General features: G+C 67.6%; 18 protein-coding genes and 1 riboswitch. Of the genes, 14 read left to right on the top strand and 4 right to left on the bottom strand.

Features of this window, described 5'->3' with window-relative positions:
• The 3 genes from EV650_RS12630 to EV650_RS12620 all read left to right on the top strand — a co-directional run bounded on the left by EV650_RS12630 (position 1) and on the right by EV650_RS12620 (position 3,167).
• Positions 1-924 (top strand): hypothetical protein, encoded by a 924-nt coding sequence (locus EV650_RS12630; RefSeq protein WP_134118520.1) that lies wholly within the window; start codon positions 1-3, stop codon positions 922-924.
• Positions 925-939: 15 nt separating this feature from the next.
• Entirely contained in the window at positions 940-2,082 is a 1,143-nt protein-coding gene (locus EV650_RS12625; RefSeq protein ID WP_134118518.1) for a VldE C-terminal domain-containing protein, read from the top strand.
• A gap of 215 nt (positions 2,083-2,297) precedes the next feature.
• Positions 2,298-3,167: a M48 family metalloprotease gene (locus EV650_RS12620; protein ID WP_166678096.1), complete on the top strand. Its 870-nt coding sequence runs from the start codon at positions 2,298-2,300 to the stop codon at positions 3,165-3,167.
• 27 nt (positions 3,168-3,194) lie between these two features.
• Here the strand turns inward: EV650_RS12620 and EV650_RS12615 are convergent, their stop codons facing one another.
• Together EV650_RS12615 and EV650_RS12610 are read right to left on the bottom strand one after the other, a co-directional pair.
• Positions 3,195-4,331: a winged helix DNA-binding domain-containing protein gene (locus EV650_RS12615; RefSeq protein WP_134118514.1), complete on the bottom strand. Its 1,137-nt coding sequence runs from the start codon at positions 4,329-4,331 to the stop codon at positions 3,195-3,197.
• Between the two features lie 48 nt (positions 4,332-4,379).
• Positions 4,380-4,943 (bottom strand): RBBP9/YdeN family alpha/beta hydrolase, encoded by a 564-nt coding sequence (locus EV650_RS12610; protein WP_134118511.1) that lies wholly within the window; start codon positions 4,941-4,943, stop codon positions 4,380-4,382.
• 83 nt (positions 4,944-5,026) lie between these two features.
• Between EV650_RS12610 and EV650_RS12605 the strand changes: the two genes are divergently transcribed.
• From EV650_RS12605 to EV650_RS12575, 7 genes are all read left to right on the top strand, one after another.
• Entirely contained in the window at positions 5,027-5,482 is a 456-nt protein-coding gene (locus tag EV650_RS12605) for an Lrp/AsnC family transcriptional regulator (RefSeq protein ID WP_134118509.1), read from the top strand.
• Between the two features lie 113 nt (positions 5,483-5,595).
• Positions 5,596-7,059 carry a M4 family metallopeptidase gene (locus EV650_RS12600; RefSeq protein ID WP_134118507.1) on the top strand — a complete coding sequence of 488 codons (1,464 nt, stop codon included), beginning with the start codon at positions 5,596-5,598 and terminating at the stop codon, positions 7,057-7,059.
• Between the two features lie 159 nt (positions 7,060-7,218).
• Positions 7,219-8,148 (top strand): oxidoreductase, encoded by a 930-nt coding sequence (locus EV650_RS12595; RefSeq protein ID WP_134118505.1) that lies wholly within the window; start codon positions 7,219-7,221, stop codon positions 8,146-8,148.
• A gap of 58 nt (positions 8,149-8,206) precedes the next feature.
• Complete coding sequence (locus EV650_RS12590; RefSeq protein WP_134118503.1) at positions 8,207-9,793, top strand: alpha/beta fold hydrolase; 1,587 nt, start codon at positions 8,207-8,209, stop codon at positions 9,791-9,793.
• Complete coding sequence (locus tag EV650_RS12585; RefSeq protein ID WP_134118501.1) at positions 9,790-10,914, top strand: lactonase family protein; 1,125 nt, start codon at positions 9,790-9,792, stop codon at positions 10,912-10,914. The genes EV650_RS12590 and EV650_RS12585 overlap by 4 nt, the downstream gene beginning before the upstream one ends.
• 85 nt (positions 10,915-10,999) lie before the next feature.
• Positions 11,000-11,803, top strand: a complete 804-nt coding sequence (locus EV650_RS12580) for an aldo/keto reductase (RefSeq protein WP_134118499.1) — start codon at positions 11,000-11,002, stop codon at positions 11,801-11,803.
• Positions 11,804-11,867: riboswitch (guanidine-III (ykkC-III) riboswitch) on the top strand.
• Between the two features lie 22 nt (positions 11,868-11,889).
• Positions 11,890-12,138: a CBU_0592 family membrane protein gene (locus EV650_RS12575; RefSeq protein ID WP_134118497.1), complete on the top strand. Its 249-nt coding sequence runs from the start codon at positions 11,890-11,892 to the stop codon at positions 12,136-12,138.
• On the opposite strand, the gene EV650_RS12570 is transcribed toward EV650_RS12575, so the two are convergent.
• Positions 12,135-12,989 (bottom strand): hypothetical protein, encoded by an 855-nt coding sequence (locus EV650_RS12570; RefSeq protein ID WP_134118495.1) that lies wholly within the window; start codon positions 12,987-12,989, stop codon positions 12,135-12,137. The genes EV650_RS12575 and EV650_RS12570 overlap by 4 nt on opposite strands.
• 205 nt (positions 12,990-13,194) lie before the next feature.
• On the opposite strand from EV650_RS12570, the gene EV650_RS12565 reads away from it, so the two are divergent.
• From EV650_RS12565 to EV650_RS12555, 3 genes are read left to right on the top strand one after another with little or no spacing between them, the layout of a single operon-like run.
• Positions 13,195-14,229 carry an AAA family ATPase gene (locus EV650_RS12565; RefSeq protein WP_134118493.1) on the top strand — a complete coding sequence of 345 codons (1,035 nt, stop codon included), beginning with the start codon at positions 13,195-13,197 and terminating at the stop codon, positions 14,227-14,229.
• 29 nt (positions 14,230-14,258) lie between these two features.
• Complete coding sequence (locus EV650_RS12560; protein WP_134118491.1) at positions 14,259-15,221, top strand: DUF58 domain-containing protein; 963 nt, start codon at positions 14,259-14,261, stop codon at positions 15,219-15,221.
• Positions 15,221-16,174: a VWA domain-containing protein gene (locus EV650_RS12555; protein ID WP_134118489.1), complete on the top strand. Its 954-nt coding sequence runs from the start codon at positions 15,221-15,223 to the stop codon at positions 16,172-16,174. Before EV650_RS12560 ends, EV650_RS12555 begins: the two co-directional genes overlap by 1 nt.
• On the opposite strand, the gene EV650_RS12550 is transcribed toward EV650_RS12555, so the two are convergent.
• Positions 16,171-19,278 (bottom strand): glycoside hydrolase family 9 protein, encoded by a 3,108-nt coding sequence (locus tag EV650_RS12550; protein ID WP_166678095.1) that lies wholly within the window; start codon positions 19,276-19,278, stop codon positions 16,171-16,173. The genes EV650_RS12555 and EV650_RS12550 overlap by 4 nt on opposite strands.
• Before the next feature lie 102 nt (positions 19,279-19,380).
• Between EV650_RS12550 and EV650_RS12545 the strand changes: the two genes are divergently transcribed.
• Positions 19,381-20,391, top strand: a complete 1,011-nt coding sequence (locus EV650_RS12545) for a LacI family DNA-binding transcriptional regulator (RefSeq protein WP_202874477.1) — start codon at positions 19,381-19,383, stop codon at positions 20,389-20,391.
• The last annotated feature ends 162 nt before the right edge of the window (positions 20,392-20,553 follow it).

Here is a 20,553-nt window from a genome sequence, read left to right as displayed (position 1 = left end):
ATGGCCCGGAAACCACGATCGCCGCAGGACCGTCGGGAAGGCGCCGGCCAGTCCCGGCATCGCGCGCCTGAGCCGAGGGTCCCGGATACGGACCGTCGGGACGATCGCCCGCGCCCGGATGCGCCCGGCGGCTGGCGGTCGTTGATGAGCAACGACTACGACTACCCGGAAGAGCTGGACGACCTCAGCGGCCGCGAGCGACGCCGTGCCAAGAAGAATTGGCGTCGCGACGATCACGCGCAGCGGATGGCGTGGCTTCGCAATCAGCGTCAGTCCGAGCCGACAAGCCCTGCGGCCATTGTGGTTCTGGTAGTACTCCTCGCCGTCGTCATCCTTGGTGTCGGCGGTGGACTGCCACGTCTGCTAGGCAATAAGAGTAAGGACGACGGAGCGCCGATCGGCGTGCTGACTCCTGGTCGCTCCGTCGTACTGCCGACCGCGCCGTCGACTCAGTCGAACCAGCCCGTTGCTCCCACGAGCTCGGCACTCACGACGCCACCTCCTGAGAGCAAGCGACCATCGGCCGGGGCGACGGCGTTGGCGTCGACTGCAGTCGGTGCTTGGGCCCGAGCCTTCTACACCCGTGATCCGGCTGCCGAGACGTACTCCGCTCTGGTCGCCAAATGCGCGAAGTACATGACTCCCGAGGTGGCGTCGAGCTTCACTGCCGCGGGCGATCCGACGTACGAAGCACTCAAGAACGACGGCGGTAAATCCACAGTCCTCGGCGCGCCGGTCAGCGCTCCGCAGCCGAATGCGGAAGCTCCGGTTGACACCCCGGACCGGATCACCCGGTTCGTCAAAGTCACTATCAACGTGACCGGCAAGCACGCCCAGCGATTCGACCTACCTCTTCTCATCACGCTGGCCAACCAGGACGGTCAGTGGGTCGTCAGCGAGGTGTCTGGTGGGACGGGACCGTGACGGCGGGGGGTTGTGATGTTCGACGAGCGTGATCTCGGACGCGGACTCCTGGCAGTGGCCGGGCGAGGGTGGTTCGCCAAAGGTGCAGCCGCGCTGGCAATCATCGGAGTCGCAAGCCTGCTGATGCTCGCACCTTTCGGTGGCGGCAGTACGACGCAGGCCGCTTGCCCTCCAGGGATTCCTGGACAGGGCGGCGACCCGAAGCCCACCGGTCCCCTTCGCGTCACGCAGGTCGCATTCGCCAAGTTGATCGACAGCGTCGCCGTACAGCGCGGGTTACCGGGTAAGGCGACGCTGATCGCGTTGATGACGGCTTTGGTGGAATCGGATCTCCAGAACCTCACCTACGGCGACGCGGACTCGGTTGGTCTTTTCCAGCAGCGTCCGGCGGCCGGCTGGGGTACGGTCAGGCAGATCCTGGATCCGCGGTACGCCGCCGATGCGTTCTTCGGCGGACCTTCGGCGCCGAGCCCGCCTGGACTCGTCGACATCAACGGCTGGCCTTCGATGGCGCTCGGTGATGCTGCGCAGGCAGTTCAGGTATCCGCGTTCCCCGACAGGTACGCGTCGCGTGAGCAAGAGGCACGCGAGATCGCCTCGGCAGCCGGCATCGATCTGACCAGATCTGGGAACCCGTACGCGGGTCGCTCGGACGCCCCGGCCGGGGGCTCGGTCGTCGATGGTTTGCAGGACGACGACTGCGGTCAGTCCGGCGGTTTGACCGCAGGCAAGCCGGTCAACGGAGTCTGGCCGGAGCAGAAGGCGACCGTCACTGACCCGACCGGCACTGGAGGCCTAGTGACGCCGCGTACGGCGGCCTGGGTTGCCCTCGCGCGGAAGAACCTCGGCAACCTGAGCATGAGCTGCTGGGACGCTCACGCGTGGAACCCGACCAGCGACCACCCTCGCGGCCTGGCCTGCGACGTCATGGTCGGCACGGACTCGAGAAAGTCCGCGCCCGCTCGCGCACGAGGTGACCAGATCGCGAACTGGGCCGTGACGACCGCTGGGCAGACAGGTGTGCACTACGTGATCTGGTACGGCAAGATCTGGTCGGCCCGCCGAGGTACCTGGATTCCGTACAACGGCGGCGGCGTCTACAACCCAACCGACGCCACCGGCGGCCACTTCGACCACGTCCACGTATCCCTGTACTGATAATGGACGGACCCAACCGCCCACTCGACGAGGAGAAGCCGATGGCTGGCCCTGGTGATCCCAGCGACCCGAACAGTCCTTGGGCTCACGGTAACGGTCAGCCCGAGCCACCACCCGGCTACGGGAGCGCGCCGCTGCCCCCACCGCAATCGTGGGCGGCGCTCCCCCCAGGACCGTCTGCGGCGAGCGGCGCATCTCAACCGCGACGAGTCGAGGTGTCGACCGCAGCGCTCTTGCTGTCAGCAGTGCCCTGGTTCTTCTGGAGCTTTGCTGTTGTCTCGTGGGTCGTTGGAATCATCGGCTTTGGCTGGGGCTGGTTGCTTGTAGTCATCTGGATCGTGTCGGGGGCAGTCGTCTTCCTACGACCTGTGGAGGACATGCTCGCGCGGTACCTCTTCCGCCTTCGGCAGCCGACGTTGATCGAAGAGCAGCGGTTGCGGCCCATCTGGCGTCAGTTGGCAGACCGGGCCGGCATCCCGGAGGATCGATATGCGATCTGGATTCAGGAGTCGGAAGATCCCAACGCCAGTCCGACGCCTGGGCACATCATTGGAACTACTCGCTGGGCGCTGTACACGCTGCCGCCGTCACACCTCGAGGCGACGCTGGCCCACGAACTCGGCCATCACTTGGGTGGACGAGACTGGCTCAGCCTGCTGAGCTTCTGGTACTCGATACCTGCTCGCTGTGCGCTGATCGGCGTTCGTGCGCTGGGCCGGTTGATGCGTGCTGTGCCGGCAGTCGGCTGTGTAGTCATCGGATTCGTGTTGATCGGATACCTTGGCGTCCTCTTGGCGGTGCTGACATTCGATGACAGCCTTACGCTCCCGCTGCTCTTCTTGACTCCACTCGTCGCGCCACCGATCCTCGCTTGGCTGAGTCGCCGCGAGGTTCTCCAGGCCGATCGCCGGGCCGCAACCATGGGCTACGGCGCGACGCTGATCCAGGTCCTCTACGGGTGGCAGTTCCAACATCAGCAAACGCTCGGACGTGATGCCAGCCGTCGCTCGCACTTTGTGGCGAGTGCGCCTTCGCTCTCCGAGAGAGTCCGCGCGCTCGAGCAATTGCAGCAGCAGCGTTCTTGAGCAAGCAGGACCTCCAGCGCGCCCGAGCTATTGGTCGAGTCGCTTGATTTCGTGGGTTGCGCTTGGGGTGGTGAAGGTTAGGAGGTTGTGGGCTTCGGTTTTTAGGGTGGTCCAGGTTTGGGGGGTTATGGGGGTGATGGGGGTTATCTCCAGAATGGCTTGGGATTTGGGGGATTTGGGTTGTCGCCAGAGGGCGGTTGCTTGGCCGTTGTGGAGGATTGTGCCTTTGGTTAGGACGTCTTGGAGGGTGAGGGTGGCGCGGGTGGCCTTTGAGATGAAGCGGGTTCGGTTGGCGTGGGAGAGGAGGAGGTTGTCGTATTCGGGGAGGAAGCGAGTGGGGGCGGGGGTGTCCTCGTCGGGGAGGGTTAGGTGGGGGAGGTCGTAGAGGGTCCGGCCGGAGTCGGCGTCGGTGTAGGTGCGGAGGTCGAGGCGGTCGAAGATTTCGGTGAGGTGGGTCAGGCCGGACCAGGTTTGGGCGTCGGCTACCGACGCTGGGCCGTAGGCGGCCAGGTAGCGGAGGATCAGCGCCTCGACAGGTGAGTCAGCGCCGGCGGTCGGGGCAGGGTCGGGCACCGTGTCAGGCGTCGGGGCGGCCAGCCAGAGGTTGGCGGTGGTCATGGTGGGGTTGCCGCCTTTGTTCCAGATGCCTCGGGGTGGGATCTGGATGGTGGGGAGGAGGCAGCGGACGGCGTGGGCCAGGGCGGCGGGTTCGCGGTCGGGCCACAACTCGCCGAGGTACTCGCGGAGTTGGACGGCTGTGGCGGGGCTTTCGGTCATCCGGTCGATGCCGGCCCGGAGTACGGCGTCCATGTCGAGGCCTTCGAGGCGATGACGGCCGTACGTCGTGTTCTGGTAGACCTCGCGTTCGAGCCGCGGCTGGATCAGCGGGCGGAACGCGAGGAAGTCGCGGCTCGAGACCAGGTGGATGGTTGCCCGCATCATCGAACCGCGGACTGCCTGGCGGTCTTCGAGCAGCTTGACGAGTTCGTCGGGGTGGAAGTTGGTCAGGCGGGTCCACAGGCCGACGTACGGCGCGAGCGGGGCTTGGGCCTGCATGCCGACGAGGTGCTCGATCGCGTCGAGGGCGGGTACGTCGCGGCGTTCGAGCAGCCACTGGCGGTCCAGCGTTGCACGGTTCAGGGCCTGCAGGCTCAGCTTCGTCATGGCGCGATCCTCTCCTTGGCGCGCTCCTAACGCTAGGAGAGGTAGCGGTCAGTTCTTGTCCGGTACTACGCCGAGACCGGCAAGGAATGCGGTCAAAAGGTGTTGTCCCTGAGACCACAGGTCGAGCTTGCTGTCGGTGTTGATGTGGCCGAGCTCGTCGAGGGCGATCAGCGGCGTCGCCCAGCCGGCGGCGAGGCGCGCGGCGCCGGCGACGGTGCAGTACGGGTCGTCGGTGCTGACGGTCAGTACGGCGGGCACGGGGAGGGCGAGCGTGGGAAGTGAGGTGAAGCTCGGCAGCCGGTCGGCAGGGAAGGTGTCCGCGACTGGGTCGGGCGGCGCGACCATGAACGCGCCGCGGATGCGATCCGGCACGACCTGGCTGGTCAGCCAATAGGTCACAGCGTGGCAACCGAGGCTGTGAGTGATGAAGACGATGTCGTCGGGGATGGACTCGACGGCGGCGGTGATGGCCCGAGACCAGTCGGACAGCTCGGGGGCGGACCAGGAGGACGGCTGGATTCGTACGGCACCAAGAAGCCAGTCGGACTCCCAGCGGGACTGCCAGTGGTGGTCGTCGGAGCCGTCGAGGCCAGGGATGATCACGAAGGTCATGGAGTCTCCAGAAGAGGTCGGATGCCTGCCATGATGAAGGAGTCATCGCCGTACGGCGGCATCAGCTGATGAAAAGAAGGTCGATGAGCGAGGCAACGACTGGGTCATTGGACCCGATCGACCGGGAGATCCTGGCGATCCTGCAGACCGACGGCCGGTTGAGCGGGGCCGACATCGGCCGCAAGGTCAACCTGTCGCAGCCCGCCGTGTCCGCGCGGATCCAGCGACTCGAACGCTCCGGGGTGATCACCGGGTACCGCGCCGTCGTCGACCCGGCCCGGGTCGGCCTGAACATCCACGCCGTCGTACGCGTGCGGACGACGCACGCCCGCATCCCGGATGCGCTCGAGTTGTTCGCGACCCTGCCCGAGGTGGTCGCGACGTACCGACTGACCGGCGAGGACTGCTTCCTGCTCGACGTACACACCTCCGACGCAGGCCGGCTCGAGCAGGTGGTCGACGCGATCGGCCGGCTCGGCGCGGTGAGTACCTCTCTGGTACTCCGTGAGTACCCCGCGAAGCCACTGTCGACCGACTGACAGGTTTTCCCTTGATCCCGCGAAGTTCCGCTTCCCAGCGAGTACTGCGGCGAACTAGGGTTCGACGGATCGTAGTGGTTGCGTTACGCAACATGAACGTGGGAGGGAAGCGTATGTCGAAACGCCGTAAGGCGCTTGTGGCCGCCACCGCAGGACTGGCCACTGTGTCGCTCGGGTTGTCGTTCACCAGCGCCGCGGGGGCCGCGCCGGAGGCATCGGCGACCAATCCGAACGGGCTCAAGCTGATCAAGACGAAGACGTCGTTGCTCGGCAAGCACTACTGGTACCAGCAGACCTTCAAGGGACTGCCGGTCGTCAACGGGTACTACGCGAAGCACGTCGCGAAGGACGGATCGGTCCAGGTCGCCGACGGACGGGACGCCGTACCGGCGAACCTGGACGTCAGCGCCAAGGTCGCGCCCGCGTCCGCGACGCAGTCCGCGAACGCCACCGTTACCGCGCAGGCCCAGTCCCGGAGCATCGGGCCGAACAAGAGCCTCGTCAAGAAGCCGGCCGCGACCAGCGGTGCCGCGCAGCTCGCGGTGGTCGGCGGACCGGACGCCCGCCTGGTCTGGAACGTCACCAGCCGGTCGACCGAAGGTGTCAGCCAGTCGCTCGTCGACGCGAAGACCGGCAGCGTGGTCGACTCGAAGGTGATCAGCGACAACGTCGACGGTCGCGGCTCGGTGTTCGACCCGAACCCGGTGGTCAGCACGAAGAACGAGAAGCTGACCGATATGAACGACAAGAACCAGGACGCCCTGTTCCTGGCGCAGAAGAACGTGGTCCTGCGCAACCTGGACGGTTCCGGGAAGCTCAACGGCTCCTTCGTCAACATCAAGGAAGGCAACGGCGGGCTCGCGCAGAACAAGAACAACACGTTCGTCTACCAGCGCGCGAACAACAAGTTCGAGCAGGTGATGGTCTACTACCAGATCAACCAGGCGCAGGAGTACATCCAGAAGCTCGGGTTCAAGGACGCGAACAACGAGTCCCAGGACTTCTCGGTCGACACGATCCGCGACGACAACTCGTTCTACGACCCGTCGACGGACATGATCACCACCGGTGACGGTGGGGTCGACGACGCCGAGGACGCCGAGGTGATCTGGCACGAGTACGGTCACGCGATCCAGGACGACATCGTCCCGGGGTACGGCGAGTCCGAGCAGGCCGGCGCGATCGGTGAGGGCTTCGGCGACTACTGGGCCGTCACCATGTCGGTCCCGGTCAGCAAGGGCTTCAACCTGCCGTGCGTGATGGACTGGGACGCCACGTCGTACACGACCGACGAGCCGCACTGCCTGCGCCGTACCGACACCGGCAAGACCACCGACGACGTCGACGGTGAGGTGCACGACGACGGCGAGATCTGGTCGAACGCGCTCTGGGACATCCAGAAGGGGCTCGGCCGGACCAAGGCGGACAAGCTGATCCTCGAGGCGACGTACTTCTACGACCCCGACACCTCGTTCGCCGGCGCGGCCCAGGACACCGTCCAGGCTGCCCGGCTGCTGTACGGCAAGGCCGCCGCGCAAACGGTGACCGACGCCTTCAAGGCCCGCAAGATCCTGTAGTACCGACTCCGGGTCGTGCGCCTGCGGCTACCGTGGGCGCATGACTGTGTTGATGCCACTCCTCCGGAGCGGCGGGTCATGGGGCTGTAACTCCCGCCCTTCCCTCGTCGCTCCGGTCGCTTCGCTCCCTCCGCTCCTCAGTCCAGGGCGGGAGGCCCCATGACCTGGAGTACTGCGGACATTCCTGACCTGACCGGTCGACGGGCGCTGGTCACCGGCGCGACCAGTGGACTCGGGTACGAGACCGCGCTGGAACTGCTGCGGCACGGCGCGGACGTGCTGGTCGCGGCGCGCAATCCGGAGAAGGCGGCGCAGGCCGCGGAGACGTTGACGCAGAAGGCCGGGCGAGCGCCGACCGTTCTCGAATTGGACCTCGCCGATCTGGCGAGTGTCGAGAAGGCGGCCAACGAGGTCACTGCGTCGTACGACCGGCTGGATCTGCTGATCAACAACGCCGGCGTGATGGCGCCGCCGTACCGGCAGACTGTTGACGGGTTTGAGCTGCAACTCGGCACCAATCATCTCGGTCACTTCGCGCTGACCGGCAGGCTGCTTCCGTTGCTGCTCAAGGGCAGCCGCGTCGTGACGGTCAGCTCGTTCATGCACAAGACAGTTCGCGGCATCGTCGAGGACGACCTGCGCCGGCCGGCGAGCAGCTACCGGAAGTGGGAGGCGTACGGGAAGTCGAAGCTCGCCAACCTGCTCTTCATGCTCGAGCTCGATCGCCGGGCTCGTGCCGCCGGGGCCGACCTGCTGAGCGTCGGCGCGCATCCCGGGTACGCCGCTACCCACCTGCAGGCCGCCGGTCCGGAGCTCGCCGGTCGTCCCCGCCAAGCGCAGCTCTGGGCCGCCGGGTCCCGACTCGTCGCGCAGTCCGCCGCGGCCGGCGCCTGGCCGAGTCTGTACGCCGCGACGGACCCCGATCTCCGCCCGGGCTCGTTCGTCGGTCCGAGCTTCTTCGAGTTCCGCGGTACGCCGAAGGTCGTGCTGCCGACTCACACCGCGCAGGACGCGGAACTGGCGGCGCAGCTCTGGCAGTGGTCGGTCGACGCCACCGGGGTCGATCCAACACTCACCGTGCCAAGGTAGTGACACACCGGTAGCTTTCTGGTTACCCTCCGGTAATCATCAACGCCGGAGGATTCCAGTGCGCAGACTTGCGGTCGCAATCACAGTCGCCCTCGCGGTCGTTCTGACCCTGATCGCGGTCGGTCCGAGTGCGGATGCCAGTCAGACCGCACCAGGCTTCAGTACCTCGTACCAGCGCATCCCGGGAGCTAGTGGGATCGAGATCGGCGCCGTCGTCCTCACGCCGACCGGGCAGGGCGACGGTCCGTTTCCACTGGTGGTGATGCCGTCGAGTTGGGGTCTGCCGAACGCGGAGTACGTCGGTCAGGGCACGAAGCTGGCCACGGCCGGGTTCCAGGTCATCTCGTACTCGAGCCGCGGCTTCTGGGACTCGGGCGGCGGGATCGACATCGCCGGTCCGCCGACTGTCGCCGACGTCAGCAAGGTGATCGACTGGGCCGGCCAGCACACCCCGGCGGACACCAGCCGTGTCGCCGCGGTCGGGATCTCGTACGGCGCAGGTACGTCGCTGCTCGCCGCCGCAACGGATCCGCGGATCAAGGCGGTCGGCGCGATGAGCGGGTGGGCCGACCTGATCCGGTCCCTCGACCCGAACGACACCGTCGCGCTCCAGTCCGTCGCCGGTCTGCTTGCCCTAGGCAACGTCACCGGCCGGCCCGGTCCGGAGATGGCTTCATTGCAGACGAAGTTCGTCACTGGTGACTTCGACGGTGCCATCGCGGACGCGAAGCAGCTCTCGCCGGTGCGGTCCGCGGCGACGATGGTAGACCAAATCAACGCGAAGAAGCCGGCCGTCTTTCTCGCGAACGCCTTCGAGGACTCGATCTTCCCGCCGTCGCAGTACACGGACTTCTTCACCAGCCTGACCGGGCCGAAGCGGCTGCTGCTCGCCCATGGCGATCACGCCACGCCTGAGGCGACCGGTGCCGTTGGTATACCAAACGAGACGTGGGATGAGCTCGCGGCATGGCTGCGGCACTATCTGACCGGAGCGAACAACGGCGCCGACACCGAGGCGCCGGTCCAGCTCAAGTCGCAGCGCGGAGTGTGGCGTGGGTCCGCCGACTGGGCGGCGGTCGGTCAGGAGCGTACGTCGTACCTCACCAAGGCCGGCGGGCTTCAGGGCAACTCGTCGACTGGGTGGAGCAGGTCGATCGGGGCTGGTATACCAACGGTCGCCGATAGCGGCGTTGCCTTGGTGTCCGGCGCGTTGCAAGGGCTGCTGTCGATCCCGACCGGGGTTGTGACGCCGCTGGTGGACAGGTCGTTCGCCGGTGTCTGGTCCGGGCCGGCTCTCAGCAGTGCGACGGTCGTCAATGGCGCGCCTGAGCTGCATGTGACGGTGAAGCCGTCGGCTTCGAGTACTTCGCTGTTCGCCTATCTGTACGACGTCGACGCGCTCGGAGTCGGCTCGTTGATCTCGCACAAGCCGTACACGCTGCGCGGTGTGACGGCGGGCAAGGCGGTTCCGCTCGACTTCTCGCTGGAGGCGACGAGCTGGGAGGTGCCGGCCGGTCACCATCTCGTGCTCGTCGTGGACACAGTCGATCCGCGGTATCTCGGGCGGAGTGTGATCGGGTCGACGGTCACGTTCAGCTCGCCGGCGGGGGATCCGTCCTGGGTCAAGGTCCCGGTGGCGGGATGAGCGTCAGTCGCCGGGGATTCCTCGGGTTCACCGCCGCCGCCCTCGCGCCGATCCACGAGGCCGCCAACCGTCAGCTCCCGGACCGCGACGCCGGCGCCGGCGATGCACCGGACCTCAAGACAACAGGCCCCGAGTCAACGGATCCCGAGACAACGGACCGCAAGGCATCAGCTGACGGAGCCGCGAGCACCCTCTACCTCGGCACGTACGGCGACGGCATCGGCATCGCGACGTACGCCGCCGACGGCACGATCACCGCAACCGGAAACATCGCTGGTATACCAAACCCGTCGTTCGTGATCAGGTCCGGCAACTTCCTGTACGCCGTGAACGAGCAGGACGCCGGCGCGGTCACGGCGATCGACATCTCCGCCGAGCCGAGAGTCCTGAACACCCAACCCAACCAGGGATCCGGCCCCTGCCATCTCGCCAAGATCGGCGACTACCTGTTCAGCGCGAACTACGGATCCGGTGACATCGCCGTTCATCCGATCGCCGCAGATGGGAGCCTTGGGCAACAAACGGATCTGGTCAAGCATGAGGGCTCCGCGCCGCACGCACACCAGGTCGTGCAAGCCGGCGAGTACGTGCTCGCCGTCGATCTCGGCACCGACTCGATCTACACCTACACGCTTGCGGCCGGGAAGCTCACCCTCCAACACCAGACGACACTCAAGACCGGCACCGGCCCGCGGCATTTGGTATTCCATCCGTCCGGCGACTACGCCTACGTCGCCGACGAACTCAACAGCACCGTCACCGTCTGCGGATACGACGACGGCGTGCTGACCGTTCTGGAGACGATCCCGGTGGCCGACGGCGAGAACTACCCCGGCGAGGTCGTGATCTCCGCCGACGGACGTTTCGTGTACGTCACCAACCGTGGGGACAACAGCGTCGCGATCTTCAGCACCGACGGACCGCATCTCAACCTGGTCGGCAAGCCGAGCTGTGGTGGGGACTGGCCGCGGCACTGCGCCTTCGACCCGACCGGCCGGCTGCTGTTCGTCGCCAACCAGAACTCGAACAACATCACCACGTTTCTGGTAGACCAGACCACCGGCGGCCTGACCCAGACCGCCGACTTCAGCACCCCGAGCCCGGTCTGCGTCAATGTTTGATCCTGCGCGAGCTGAAGCTCTACGAGATGCGAAGTCGGAGCGCAACCCCGATCCTGGTAGGTAACGACCACGGGAGGTGAGCGCGATGGTCGCACCCAGTCAGGTGCTCGCACCCCGTTCGACGGTCCGGTTCCGGCCTCCGCGGTTCGGGCTCGGCGGTTCGCATCTCGGCGAGCCGCCCGGCCCGGACGGCGACGCGGCCGCGGTCGCCACCGTGGACGCGGCGTACCAGGCCGGCATCCGGTTCTTCGACACCTCACCGGCCTACGGCGACTCCGAACGACGACTCGGTACGGCGCTGCAGCGGCGGCCACGCGGTGAGTTCCTGGTGGCCACGAAAGTGGTCGACGACCCGAAGGCGTCGGTACGAGCGAGTGCCGAGCGGCTCGGGCTCGCGGTGGATCTGGTGTTCGCTCAACAAGAATCGGCGTACCCAGCGCTGGAAAAGATGCGGCGCAAAGGCGCGATCAAGGCGTTCGGAGCGGTGTCGGACGACTGGCAGGAGCTCGACCGCCTGGTCCGGTACGCCGAGCTCGACTGCGTGCTACTGACCGGGCAGTATTCGTTGCTCGACCGATCGGCGGAACCGCTGCTCGATCGTTGCCTTGCGCGCGGAGTTTCGGCGATCGTGTCCGGCGTGCTCACACCGCAGATCCTGCAGCCGGAAACGGTCGCAGCGCGAAGGCTCTCGGCGGTGTGCGAGCGGTACGGCGTTTCGCTGCCGCAGGCCGCGCTCGCCTTTCCCAGCAGGCATTCCGCGGTCATGTCGGTCTTGATCGCGGCCTCGTCACCGGCCGAGATCCGGGCCGACGCGGCGCTGGTCCGTCAGCCGGTGCCGGAGCGGTTGTGGCGGGATGCGGAGTTCCTGCGTTTGCTATCCTCGACGTAGGAGCCGTGCGGATACGAGCTCCCCGGACGAGCGCGCCGTACCCGGTCTGACAAGACGGCGCCCGCCCCCTGGAGGGGGTTCGTCCCATGCATACTCTCGACGTCCTTGAGATCGTTGGTGCGGTCACCGTTCTGGTCGCCTTCGCCGCCGCGCAGGCGGGCCGATTGCGGCAGCGCACCGTCACCTACCAGCTCCTGAACCTGCTCGGTTCCGGAGTCCTCGCCACCATCGCCGCGGTGCAGCTCTCCTGGGGCTTCCTGCTCCTGGAGGGCAGCTGGGCCGTCATCAGCCTGATCGGACTGCTCTCGCTCAACCGAAAAGAGCAGACTGCCTAGTACTTATCGGCCGGGTCGGTCGCGGTGGGGATCGACCCGGACGGGAGCGTGGTGGGGATCCCTGTCGTCGGAACCAGACTGGGGCTGACCGACACGGACGGCGACCCGGTGCCGGTGCCCGGCGGGGGTGTGGTCGGGGTGACCGTGACGGTGGCCGTGTTGTTCGGAGTCGGGATGACCGGCTCGGGCTCGAGCGGCTGGGCGTGGCGGAACAGCAGCCAGGCCAGGAAGACGGCGAGCGCCATGATCAACGCCATCGTCAGCAAGGCGAAGGCGAGCGCCCAGCGGGAGGCCGGACGAAGGACGTTCGGCCACGGCAGCGGCCAGATCCGGAACAGACCAGGACGCCGGCGGCTCTCCCAGTAGTGGCGGAACTCCGGCCCGCGCGGCTTCCCGATCTGCGGGACGCGGTCCATCAGCACCGCCGACAGGATGTCCTCACCGCGACGTTCCGCGAGCAATCGCTCGTCGGAGGCCGCGCTCGACCCGTCGTCCTCGCGGATCGGGCCGACCGCGACCCACAGGGCGAGGTCTTCGTCATCGGAGTCGTTGTGCGCGAGTACGGCGTCCTCGGGCAGCTCGTCGACCGCGCGCACGAACCGGTCGCGGGCGGCGGCGTCGTCCGCGGAGCCCTCCGTCATCATCGCGACGACTGCGTCCCGCCCGTTGTCGTCTCGGACCGAGTACAGGTAGCCGGCCGCGTTCGCCCCGAGCCGGCCGCGGAGCCAGAACTCGCCGACCCGCGGCGGGTCCTCCGGCTGCAGCGGGAGGGCGTCCGGAATCTCCAGCGCAGGCCGCTCCTCCGGCGTGTCCGCCGGCTGCACCTCGGTCTGGGATTCGGTCGCAGTCATCACCCCAATCCCACCACATCCCTGGTAGCACTGTCGCCACGCCTGCCGCAACGGCCCGGTTGAGGGCGGCGGGATTTGTGTCGCGGGGGGAGTATGGGGGCGGACCCGGTGGGGTCTGCGGGTGCTGGCCCCGGGGATCTGATGGAATGGCCGGTGTTGTGAAGTGGGGAATGACAAGGTCCGCGCGGGCCCCGGAAGGACAGGCATGACCGAAACGACGGTGCCGGCAGGAACCGTGGCCCAGCAGTCCCGGCTGATCGGCGACGCCGTTGCCGAGGTCAAGCGGGTGATCGTCGGCCAGGAGCACATGGTCGAGACGCTGATGGTGTCGCTGCTGGCCAAGGGTCACTGCCTGCTCGAGGGCGTTCCCGGCGTCGCCAAGACGCTCGCGGTGCGGACCTTCGCCTCCGTCGTCGGCGGCACCTTCGCCCGGATCCAGTTCACACCCGACCTGGTCCCGTCCGACATCGTCGGCACCCGGATCTACCGGCAGACGCGCGAGACCTTCGACATCGAGCTCGGCCCCACCTTCGTGAACTTCGTCCTGGCCGACGAGGTCAACCGCGCGCCGGCCAAGGTGCAGTCGGCGATGCTGGAGCTGATGGCCGAGCGGCAGGTGTCGATCGGCGGCCAGACGTTCCCGATGCCGAAGCCGTTCATCGTGATCGCCACCCAGAACCCGATCGAGTCCGAGGGTGTGTACCCGCTGCCGGAGGCGCAACGGGACCGGTTCCTGGTCAAGATCGACGTACCGCACCCGCGGGGGCACGAGGAGTTCGAGATCCTCCGCCGGATGAGCGTGGATCCGCCGGAGCCGCGGCCGGTGCTGAAGCCGGAGACGATCCTCGAGCTGCAGCGGACCGCCGAGCAGGTGTTCGTCCACAACCTGGTCGCGGAGTACGCCGTTCGCCTGGTGATGGCGACTCGGACGCCGACCGACTTCCATCTGCCCGACCTGGAGCCGATCATCGAGCTCGGCGTCAGCCCGCGCGCCACGCTCGGCCTGATCGCGGCCGGCCGGGCGCTCGCGCTGATCCACGGACGTGACTACCTGCTGCCGAGCGACGTACAAACCGTTGCCCTGGACGTGATGGGTCATCGCCTCGGCCTGACCTTCGACGCGGTCGCGGACAACATCGACCCGCGGGCCGTGATCGAGCGGATCCTCGCCACCGTCCCGCCGCCGCAGCCGGTCTGGCGCGACGGCAACGACGGCACCGGCCGCCCGGAGTTTGTGTAGTGCCAAACCGCCCAGACCCACGAGTTGCGATGACGATCTCGCAGCTTGCTCCTGAGCGTGCGCTGCGGCGGCTCGAGCTGACCGTCGTACGGCGGCTGGAGGGCTACCTGCACGGGGAGCACCTGGGGCTGTTGCCTGGTCCCGGCACCGAGCTCGCCGAGGCCCGCGAGTACCAGGTCGGTGACGACGTACGGCGGATGGACTGGGCGGTCACCGCTCGGACCACGATCCCGCACGTCCGCGACCTGATCGCGGACCGTGAGCTGGAGACCTGGGCCCTGGTCGACCTGTCCGGCTCGATGGACTTCGGTACGTCGACCCTCGAGAAGCGCGAGCTGGCTGTCGCGGCCGTGGCCACGGTCGGATTCCTGACCCACCGGCTCGGTGACCGGTTCGGCGGGCTGATGCTCCGCGACTCGGCGCTGCGGCGCTGGCCGGCGCGCTCCGGGCGACTCGCGCTCTACGGTTTGCTGCGCGCGCTGCTGGCCGAGCAGTACAGCGGCGACCAGGAGGCGCACCGCAGCGACCTGTCCGCGGCGCTCGAGTCGATGGCCCGGACCCAACGCAAGCGTGGACTGCGCGTGATCGTGTCCGACTTCCTTACCCCGCAGGACGGCGAGGTTGCGAGCCAGATCGAGCCGTCGTGGGAGCGGGCGATGCGCAAGCTGACCGCTCAGCACCAGGTGCTCGCGGTCGAGGTCGTCGACCCGCGCGAGCTGGAGCTGCCGAACATCGGCGTGGTCACGATCGGTGACCCCGAGACCGGCGAGGTGCGCGAGATCGACACCCGGCGGCGCAAGGTCCGGGAAGCGTTCGCGGTCGCTGCGCTCGCGCAACGGGAACGAACCAGGGCCGCCCTGCGTAGGGTAGGTGCGGGGCACCTTGTGCTGCGGACCGACCGGGACTGGGTCGCCGACACCGTGCGGTTCGTCCTCGCCTACCGGCATGTTGCGCCCCGCCTGCACCAACCGCCGAAGGGAGTGGCTCGCTGATGCATTTCCTGTCTCCGGCCAGATTGTGGTTCCTGCTGCTGATCCCGCTGATCGTCGCGGGGTACATCTTCATGCAGCACCGCCGCTCGCAGTACGCGCTGCGGTTCACCAACATCGCGCTGCTGGACCGGGTCGCGCCGCGGCGGCCGCAGTGGCGGCGGCACCTGGCCGTCGGGCTGGCGCTGCTGGCCGCGATGACCTGCATCCTGGCGTTCGCGCAGCCGAAGGACAAGGTCAAAGTGCCGCGGGAGCGGGCCACCATCGTGGTCGCGATCGACGTCTCGCTGTCGATGATGGCGACCGACATCGAGCCGAACCGGCTGGAAGCGGCGAAGGAGTCGGCGAAGGAGTTCGTCAACAACCTGCCGACCAAGTTCAACGTCGCGCTGGTCAACTTCGCCGGTACGGCGTCCATCATCGTGCCACCGACCACGGACCGGGCCACGGTGAACCGTTCGATCGACGGACTGGAGCTGGCCGAGTCGACCGCGACCGGCGAGGGCATCTTCACCTCGCTGCAGGCGCTCACCCAGGTCCCGCCGGATCCCGCTCATCCGAACGATCCGGCCCCGGCCCGGATCGTGATGCTGTCGGACGGCAAGCGGACCGTCGGCCGGACCGCACAGGAAGGCGCGCAGGCAGCGAAAGCGAAGAACACCCCCGTCTACACGATCTGCTTCGGCACTGACTCCGGCTTCATCGAGATGGACGGCATCCGGCAGCGGGTCCCACCGGACCGCACCGAGCTGCGCAGCATCGCCGAGATGACCGGCGGCAAGGCGTACACGGCGGAGTCCGCGGGCGAGCTCAAGGACGTCTACAAGGACATCGGCTCCTCGGTCGGGTACGACGAGGTCGACAAGGAGATCACCTCCCGTTACGCCGGCATCGCCATGCTCTTCACCCTGGCCGCAGCTGGCGCCTGTATCGCCCTCGCCTCCCGCTTCCCCTAAAAACCGTTGATCAGCCCGGTGGCCAGTTCAGGAGTGAACTGGCCGGCCGGTGTGGTCGGGGCGATGCCGCAGGGGCCGTCGGAGTCGCCCGGGACCTTGACCCAGAGGAGCATTTCGGCGCCGCCGCCGACCTGGCCGGGGGAGCCGAGCTTGCGGCCGGCCGGGTTGCACCACTCGCCGTTGGACCCGTTGCCGTTCCGGCTGGTGTCGACGACGAACGGCTTCGGCGCCGACTGGTTCGCCCGTACGTCGTTCGCGTAGCTCACCGACTGGGACGTGGTGTAGTAGTTCGACACGTTGACCACGAACCCGTGCGCCGCGCTCACCCCGGCGCCGTCCAATCGCTGCGCCATCGTTGCCGCGGGCACCCATCCGGCGTTGCCGGCGTCCAGGTACGCCCACGTGTTCGGCGCCCGGTCCCGGAATTGCTGGAGCGCGAACGAGAGCATGCCGTTCCGCTCCGCGATCTGGTCCGCGCTCATGCAGTTGAAGTCGCCCAGCGCATCGGGTTCGATGATCACCACCGCAGGGCGACTGCCGATCGAGTCCGCGAACGCCGCGACCCAACTGCGGTACGCCGCCGGCGATCCGGCCCCGCCGCCCGAATGACCACCGCACGCATCTCGCCCGGGCAGGTTGTACGCGACCAGGATCGGCAGCTTGTCCGCGTTGTCCGCCGCGCCCACGAGGCCGCCGACCATCGCCCCGATCGTGGTCCCGGCGGGCGGGTTGGCGAACCACTTGGCCATCGGCTTCGAGGCGATGTTGCTCTGGATGCTGCTCGCCCTGGAGTCGCTCTGATGGTCGCGGACCCAGGTCGCCGGGTTCGAGTTCGGATCGACGTAGAACCCGCTGGTCAGATCGATCGGACTGCTCAGCAGCTTCGCTTCAGCCAGCCTGGTGTGCGATTGAGTGTCGGCGTACGCCGACAGCCAGGCCAGCGCGGAGTTCCAGTTGATCGCGACCTCGTTGGTCGAGTACGAGCCGATGTCGTCGATGTAGCACTTCGCCGGAGCGCAGCCAGGGAGGTTGCGCTGGGCAACGGGATCCTGCAGGTGCGAGTTCGGTCCGCCCGCCATCGATCCGGGGTACGGCGATGGCAGCGCAGGGTTGAGCGAGTGTGCCCAGAATCGGTGGTGCTGGTTGTCGCTGGCTCGCTCGCCGTACCCGGTCACATAGGACTGGTTGATCGCATTCCGTCCGAGCAGGTAGTCAAGCGACTCCAGGGCCGCTGAGCGATAGGCAGCCCGGCCGGTGAGGTCCGCCGCGATTCCGAGGATCATCGCGTCGTTCGCCGTACCTGAGTTGGAGCCCCAGACGTACTGGCCGTCGGCCGGCTTGTACGGGTTGGCGTACCCCTGCGACCTGAGGTCGGCCAGGTAGGTGTCGGCCGCCGTGGCGATCCGCTGGCGCACCTTCCGCTGGTCGGCTGACGACAGCCGCCACGGCACCCGGGCGAGCGCGAGATCGGCCAGCCCGCCGGTCTCCTGCCAGGAGAACCCGTCGGCGGCGTTCAGCGTCGTGGTGATGAAGTGCCGGTACGACGCCTTGCCCGTGGTCGCGAACAGTTCCGCCGCGGCCCAGGAGAACTCGTCCGTCACCTTCGTGTCGTCGTACGCGCCGCCGCCTTCACCGCCTGCGGGTGCGTAGATCGCCGGGTGCTGCCGGGCCGCGTTCCAGGCCGTCTCGGCAGCCGACAGGCAGCGTGCGGCGAACTGCTTGTCCCACTTCGCGTAGACGCGGGCGCAACGGGCGCCGACGGCTGCGAGGTTCAGGGTCGCCGCGGTCGAGGGCGGGTAGAGGTACCGCGGTTGCGGGTCGTCGGCCGGCGGCGTCCCCAGCGCGGTCCACTTCTCGTCATGAATCTTGTGATGCACCATCCCGGCCAGCGGTTGGCCTTTCGGCACCTGCATGCTCAGCAGGAAGTCGAGCTCCCACTTGGCCTCGTCGAGCACGTCCGGCGTACGGTTGCCCGCCTCGGGAATCTTCAGGCTGACGCCGGGTCCGGTCTCCTCGTACAGGTCGAGCAGTTGCCAGGCCGCGAGTGCGCCGTTGACGACGTACTTGCCCTGGTCGCCGGCGTCGTACCAGCCGCCGCGGACGTCGAGGCTGTAGTCGCAGGTGCCGGGGTAGCAGGGGACCGACGTGTCGCCCTGGTTCGGCGCGACGCCGAGATGACCGGCGGGGCGGGCGTACGTGTCGCCGACGTACTTCGCCTCGATCGGGATGCCGCTGCGGTTGTTGTAGAAGTACGCGAGTGCGTCTTTCCGAAGTCCGGCGTACACCTGGCTGCTGATGTCGAACGGCTCGCTGACGTCGTCGCCGACGGCCAGCCGGAGGCCGCTGCCGGTGCCGCGGTACGAGCCGAAGTCGATCAGTTGGACGGCGTCGCCCGAGAGAGCGTCCTTGCCGAACGGTTTGGTACGGCCGTGGCTGACGATCTGGTTGCTCGCGGCAAGCAATCGCCAGTCGAGGGGCGTGGTCGCGGTCGTCACGTAGGTGGCTCGCTTCGGCCCGTTGGTGAGGTACCCGACCTGGTTGACGCGGACCGGTGAGCCGAAGTCGCGGACGCCGCCGGGCGGAACGATCCCGCCGATGACCGAGATGTTGTCCAGGCAGAGCGTGTACGGCTCAGTCGCACCGCCGGCCTGGAACGAGACCTGCCCGTGAGTGTCACTGACCGGCGAGGTGCCCGTGAAAGTGAACGTCTGCGTGGTCGTGGTGGCGTTGACCGCCTGGTTGAACGCGGTCCCGTGGGGCGCGGCGGCCTGTTGGAGGACGGCACGGAACTGGACCGGTCGACTGGTCGACGCGTCGAACCGCAGGGTGTACGGCTGGCCCTGTTCGAGCGGCAGGTCGTCCTGGCCGATCATCGAGTCCCAGACGTTGACCGTGCCGGCCGGGATCTGCGCGCACAGCCGGCCGTCGGTGACCGCGGACGGAGTGTTTCCACTCGTCCACCACGGCTCCTTCTCGCTGTCGAACGTCCCGTTCAGCACGCGCTCGTACGTCGGATCAGCCGCGACGGCAGGCTTGATCGCGCTGAACGGAAGAACGGCGACGGTGAGCGCGAGAATCAGGGCGCGCTGTCGGGCAGTAGGCATCGGACGGCCTCCATCACGCGTTTGGGAGCGCTTCCAGTTCTCCCGCATCGTGCCCACGCATTTACACTGTGTCAAGAGCCTGGGAGCGCTACCATTACTGCCGTGTCCGACCTCCGCAAACGGCAAGTGACGCTCGACGAGGTCGCCGAGCGGGCCAGCGTCTCCCGGTCGGTGGCGTCCCGGGTGCTCAACAACGCCCCGCACGTCAGCAAGGCGAAGCGGGAGGCCGTCCAGCGTGCCGTCACCGACCTCGGGTACGTGCCGAACGCGTCGGCTCGCGCGCTGGCGACCCAGCAGGTCGGTGCCGTCGTACTGGCGATCTCCAGCGACAACCCGCTGGTGTTCGCGGATCCGTTCTTCGCCGAGATCGTGGTCGGGATCAGTTCGGTGCTCGAGGAGACCGAGCTCGAACTCGTGCTGATGATGGCGACCTCGGCCCGCGGTCAGACCCGGCTCGAGCGACTCTTGCGGACCAGGCAGACCGACGGCCTGATGCTGATGTCGATGCACGACGACGACCCGCTGGCCCAGTTCGCCGAGCAGTCCGGCGTACCAGTCGTGTTCGGCGGTCGGCCGGTCGCCTTCGAGCCGCGGTACTACGTCGACGCCGACAACCGTGGTGGCGCCAGGCTGGCGACCGAGCATCTGGTTGCGACCGGCCGGACGCGGATCGCGACCATCACCGGGCGGATGGACGAGAGCGCCGGGCTTGCGCGGTACAAGGGCTATCAGGAGGCGCTCGCGGTCGCCGGCCTGGACACGAGCCGGGTCGTTCACGCTGACTTCTCCGAGGACGGCGGTACGCGCGCGATGCACGAGCTGCTCGCGACGTACCCGGACCTGGACGCGGTTTTCGTCGCCTCCGACCAGATGGCGGCCGGCGCGCTTCGGGTACTCACGGATGCCGGCAAGACGGTTCCCGGTGAGGTGGCGCTCGTCGGGTTCAACGATGTCGCCACCGCTCGTCACACCAATCCGCCGCTGACCACGGTCAGCCAGCCGATCCAGTCCCTCGGTCGCGAGATGGCTCGCATGCTCCTCGCGCTGATCGCGGGGGATGCTCCGACCCCGCTGATCCTCCCCACTCGACTGGTCCGGCGGGCATCAACCTGAATCGCGACACGACGGTGATGTAGTTGACACGGCGAGGTTGCTGGTGTTGTAGGGGGTCGTGGTGCAAGATGTACGCAGTGTTGCTCGGGGCACCTCATGGTGCCTCGTGGAAAACTGGTTCCGCCGGGATCGACGGACAGGCTCGAGAACGCTGGGGAAGGC

The organism is Kribbella kalugense (assembly GCF_004365875.1).
GTDB lineage: Bacteria > Actinomycetota > Actinomycetes > Propionibacteriales > Kribbellaceae > Kribbella > Kribbella kalugense.
The sequence above is the reverse complement of the archived record's forward strand: the minus strand, read 5'-3'. Positions and strand labels throughout refer to the sequence as shown.

Coding starts and splice junctions, on each gene's coding strand:
- EV650_RS12630 (WP_134118520.1), top strand. CDS start 1: ATGGCCCGGAAACCACGATCGCCGCAGGACCGTCGGGAAGGCGCCGGC.
- EV650_RS12625 (WP_134118518.1), top strand. CDS start 940: ATGTTCGACGAGCGTGATCTCGGACGCGGACTCCTGGCAGTGGCCGGG.
- EV650_RS12615 (WP_134118514.1), bottom strand. CDS start 4,331: ATGACGAAGCTGAGCCTGCAGGCCCTGAACCGTGCAACGCTGGACCGC.
- EV650_RS12610 (WP_134118511.1), bottom strand. CDS start 4,943: ATGACCTTCGTGATCATCCCTGGCCTCGACGGCTCCGACGACCACCAC.
- EV650_RS12605 (WP_134118509.1), top strand. CDS start 5,027: ATGAGCGAGGCAACGACTGGGTCATTGGACCCGATCGACCGGGAGATC.
- EV650_RS12600 (WP_134118507.1), top strand. CDS start 5,596: ATGTCGAAACGCCGTAAGGCGCTTGTGGCCGCCACCGCAGGACTGGCC.
- EV650_RS12595 (WP_134118505.1), top strand. CDS start 7,219: ATGACCTGGAGTACTGCGGACATTCCTGACCTGACCGGTCGACGGGCG.
- EV650_RS12585 (WP_134118501.1), top strand. CDS start 9,790: ATGAGCGTCAGTCGCCGGGGATTCCTCGGGTTCACCGCCGCCGCCCTC.
- EV650_RS12580 (WP_134118499.1), top strand. CDS start 11,000: ATGGTCGCACCCAGTCAGGTGCTCGCACCCCGTTCGACGGTCCGGTTC.
- EV650_RS12575 (WP_134118497.1), top strand. CDS start 11,890: ATGCATACTCTCGACGTCCTTGAGATCGTTGGTGCGGTCACCGTTCTG.
- EV650_RS12570 (WP_134118495.1), bottom strand. CDS start 12,989: ATGACTGCGACCGAATCCCAGACCGAGGTGCAGCCGGCGGACACGCCG.
- EV650_RS12565 (WP_134118493.1), top strand. CDS start 13,195: ATGACCGAAACGACGGTGCCGGCAGGAACCGTGGCCCAGCAGTCCCGG.
- EV650_RS12560 (WP_134118491.1), top strand. CDS start 14,259: ATGACGATCTCGCAGCTTGCTCCTGAGCGTGCGCTGCGGCGGCTCGAG.
- EV650_RS12555 (WP_134118489.1), top strand. CDS start 15,221: ATGCATTTCCTGTCTCCGGCCAGATTGTGGTTCCTGCTGCTGATCCCG.
- EV650_RS12550 (WP_166678095.1), bottom strand. CDS start 19,278: ATGCCTACTGCCCGACAGCGCGCCCTGATTCTCGCGCTCACCGTCGCC.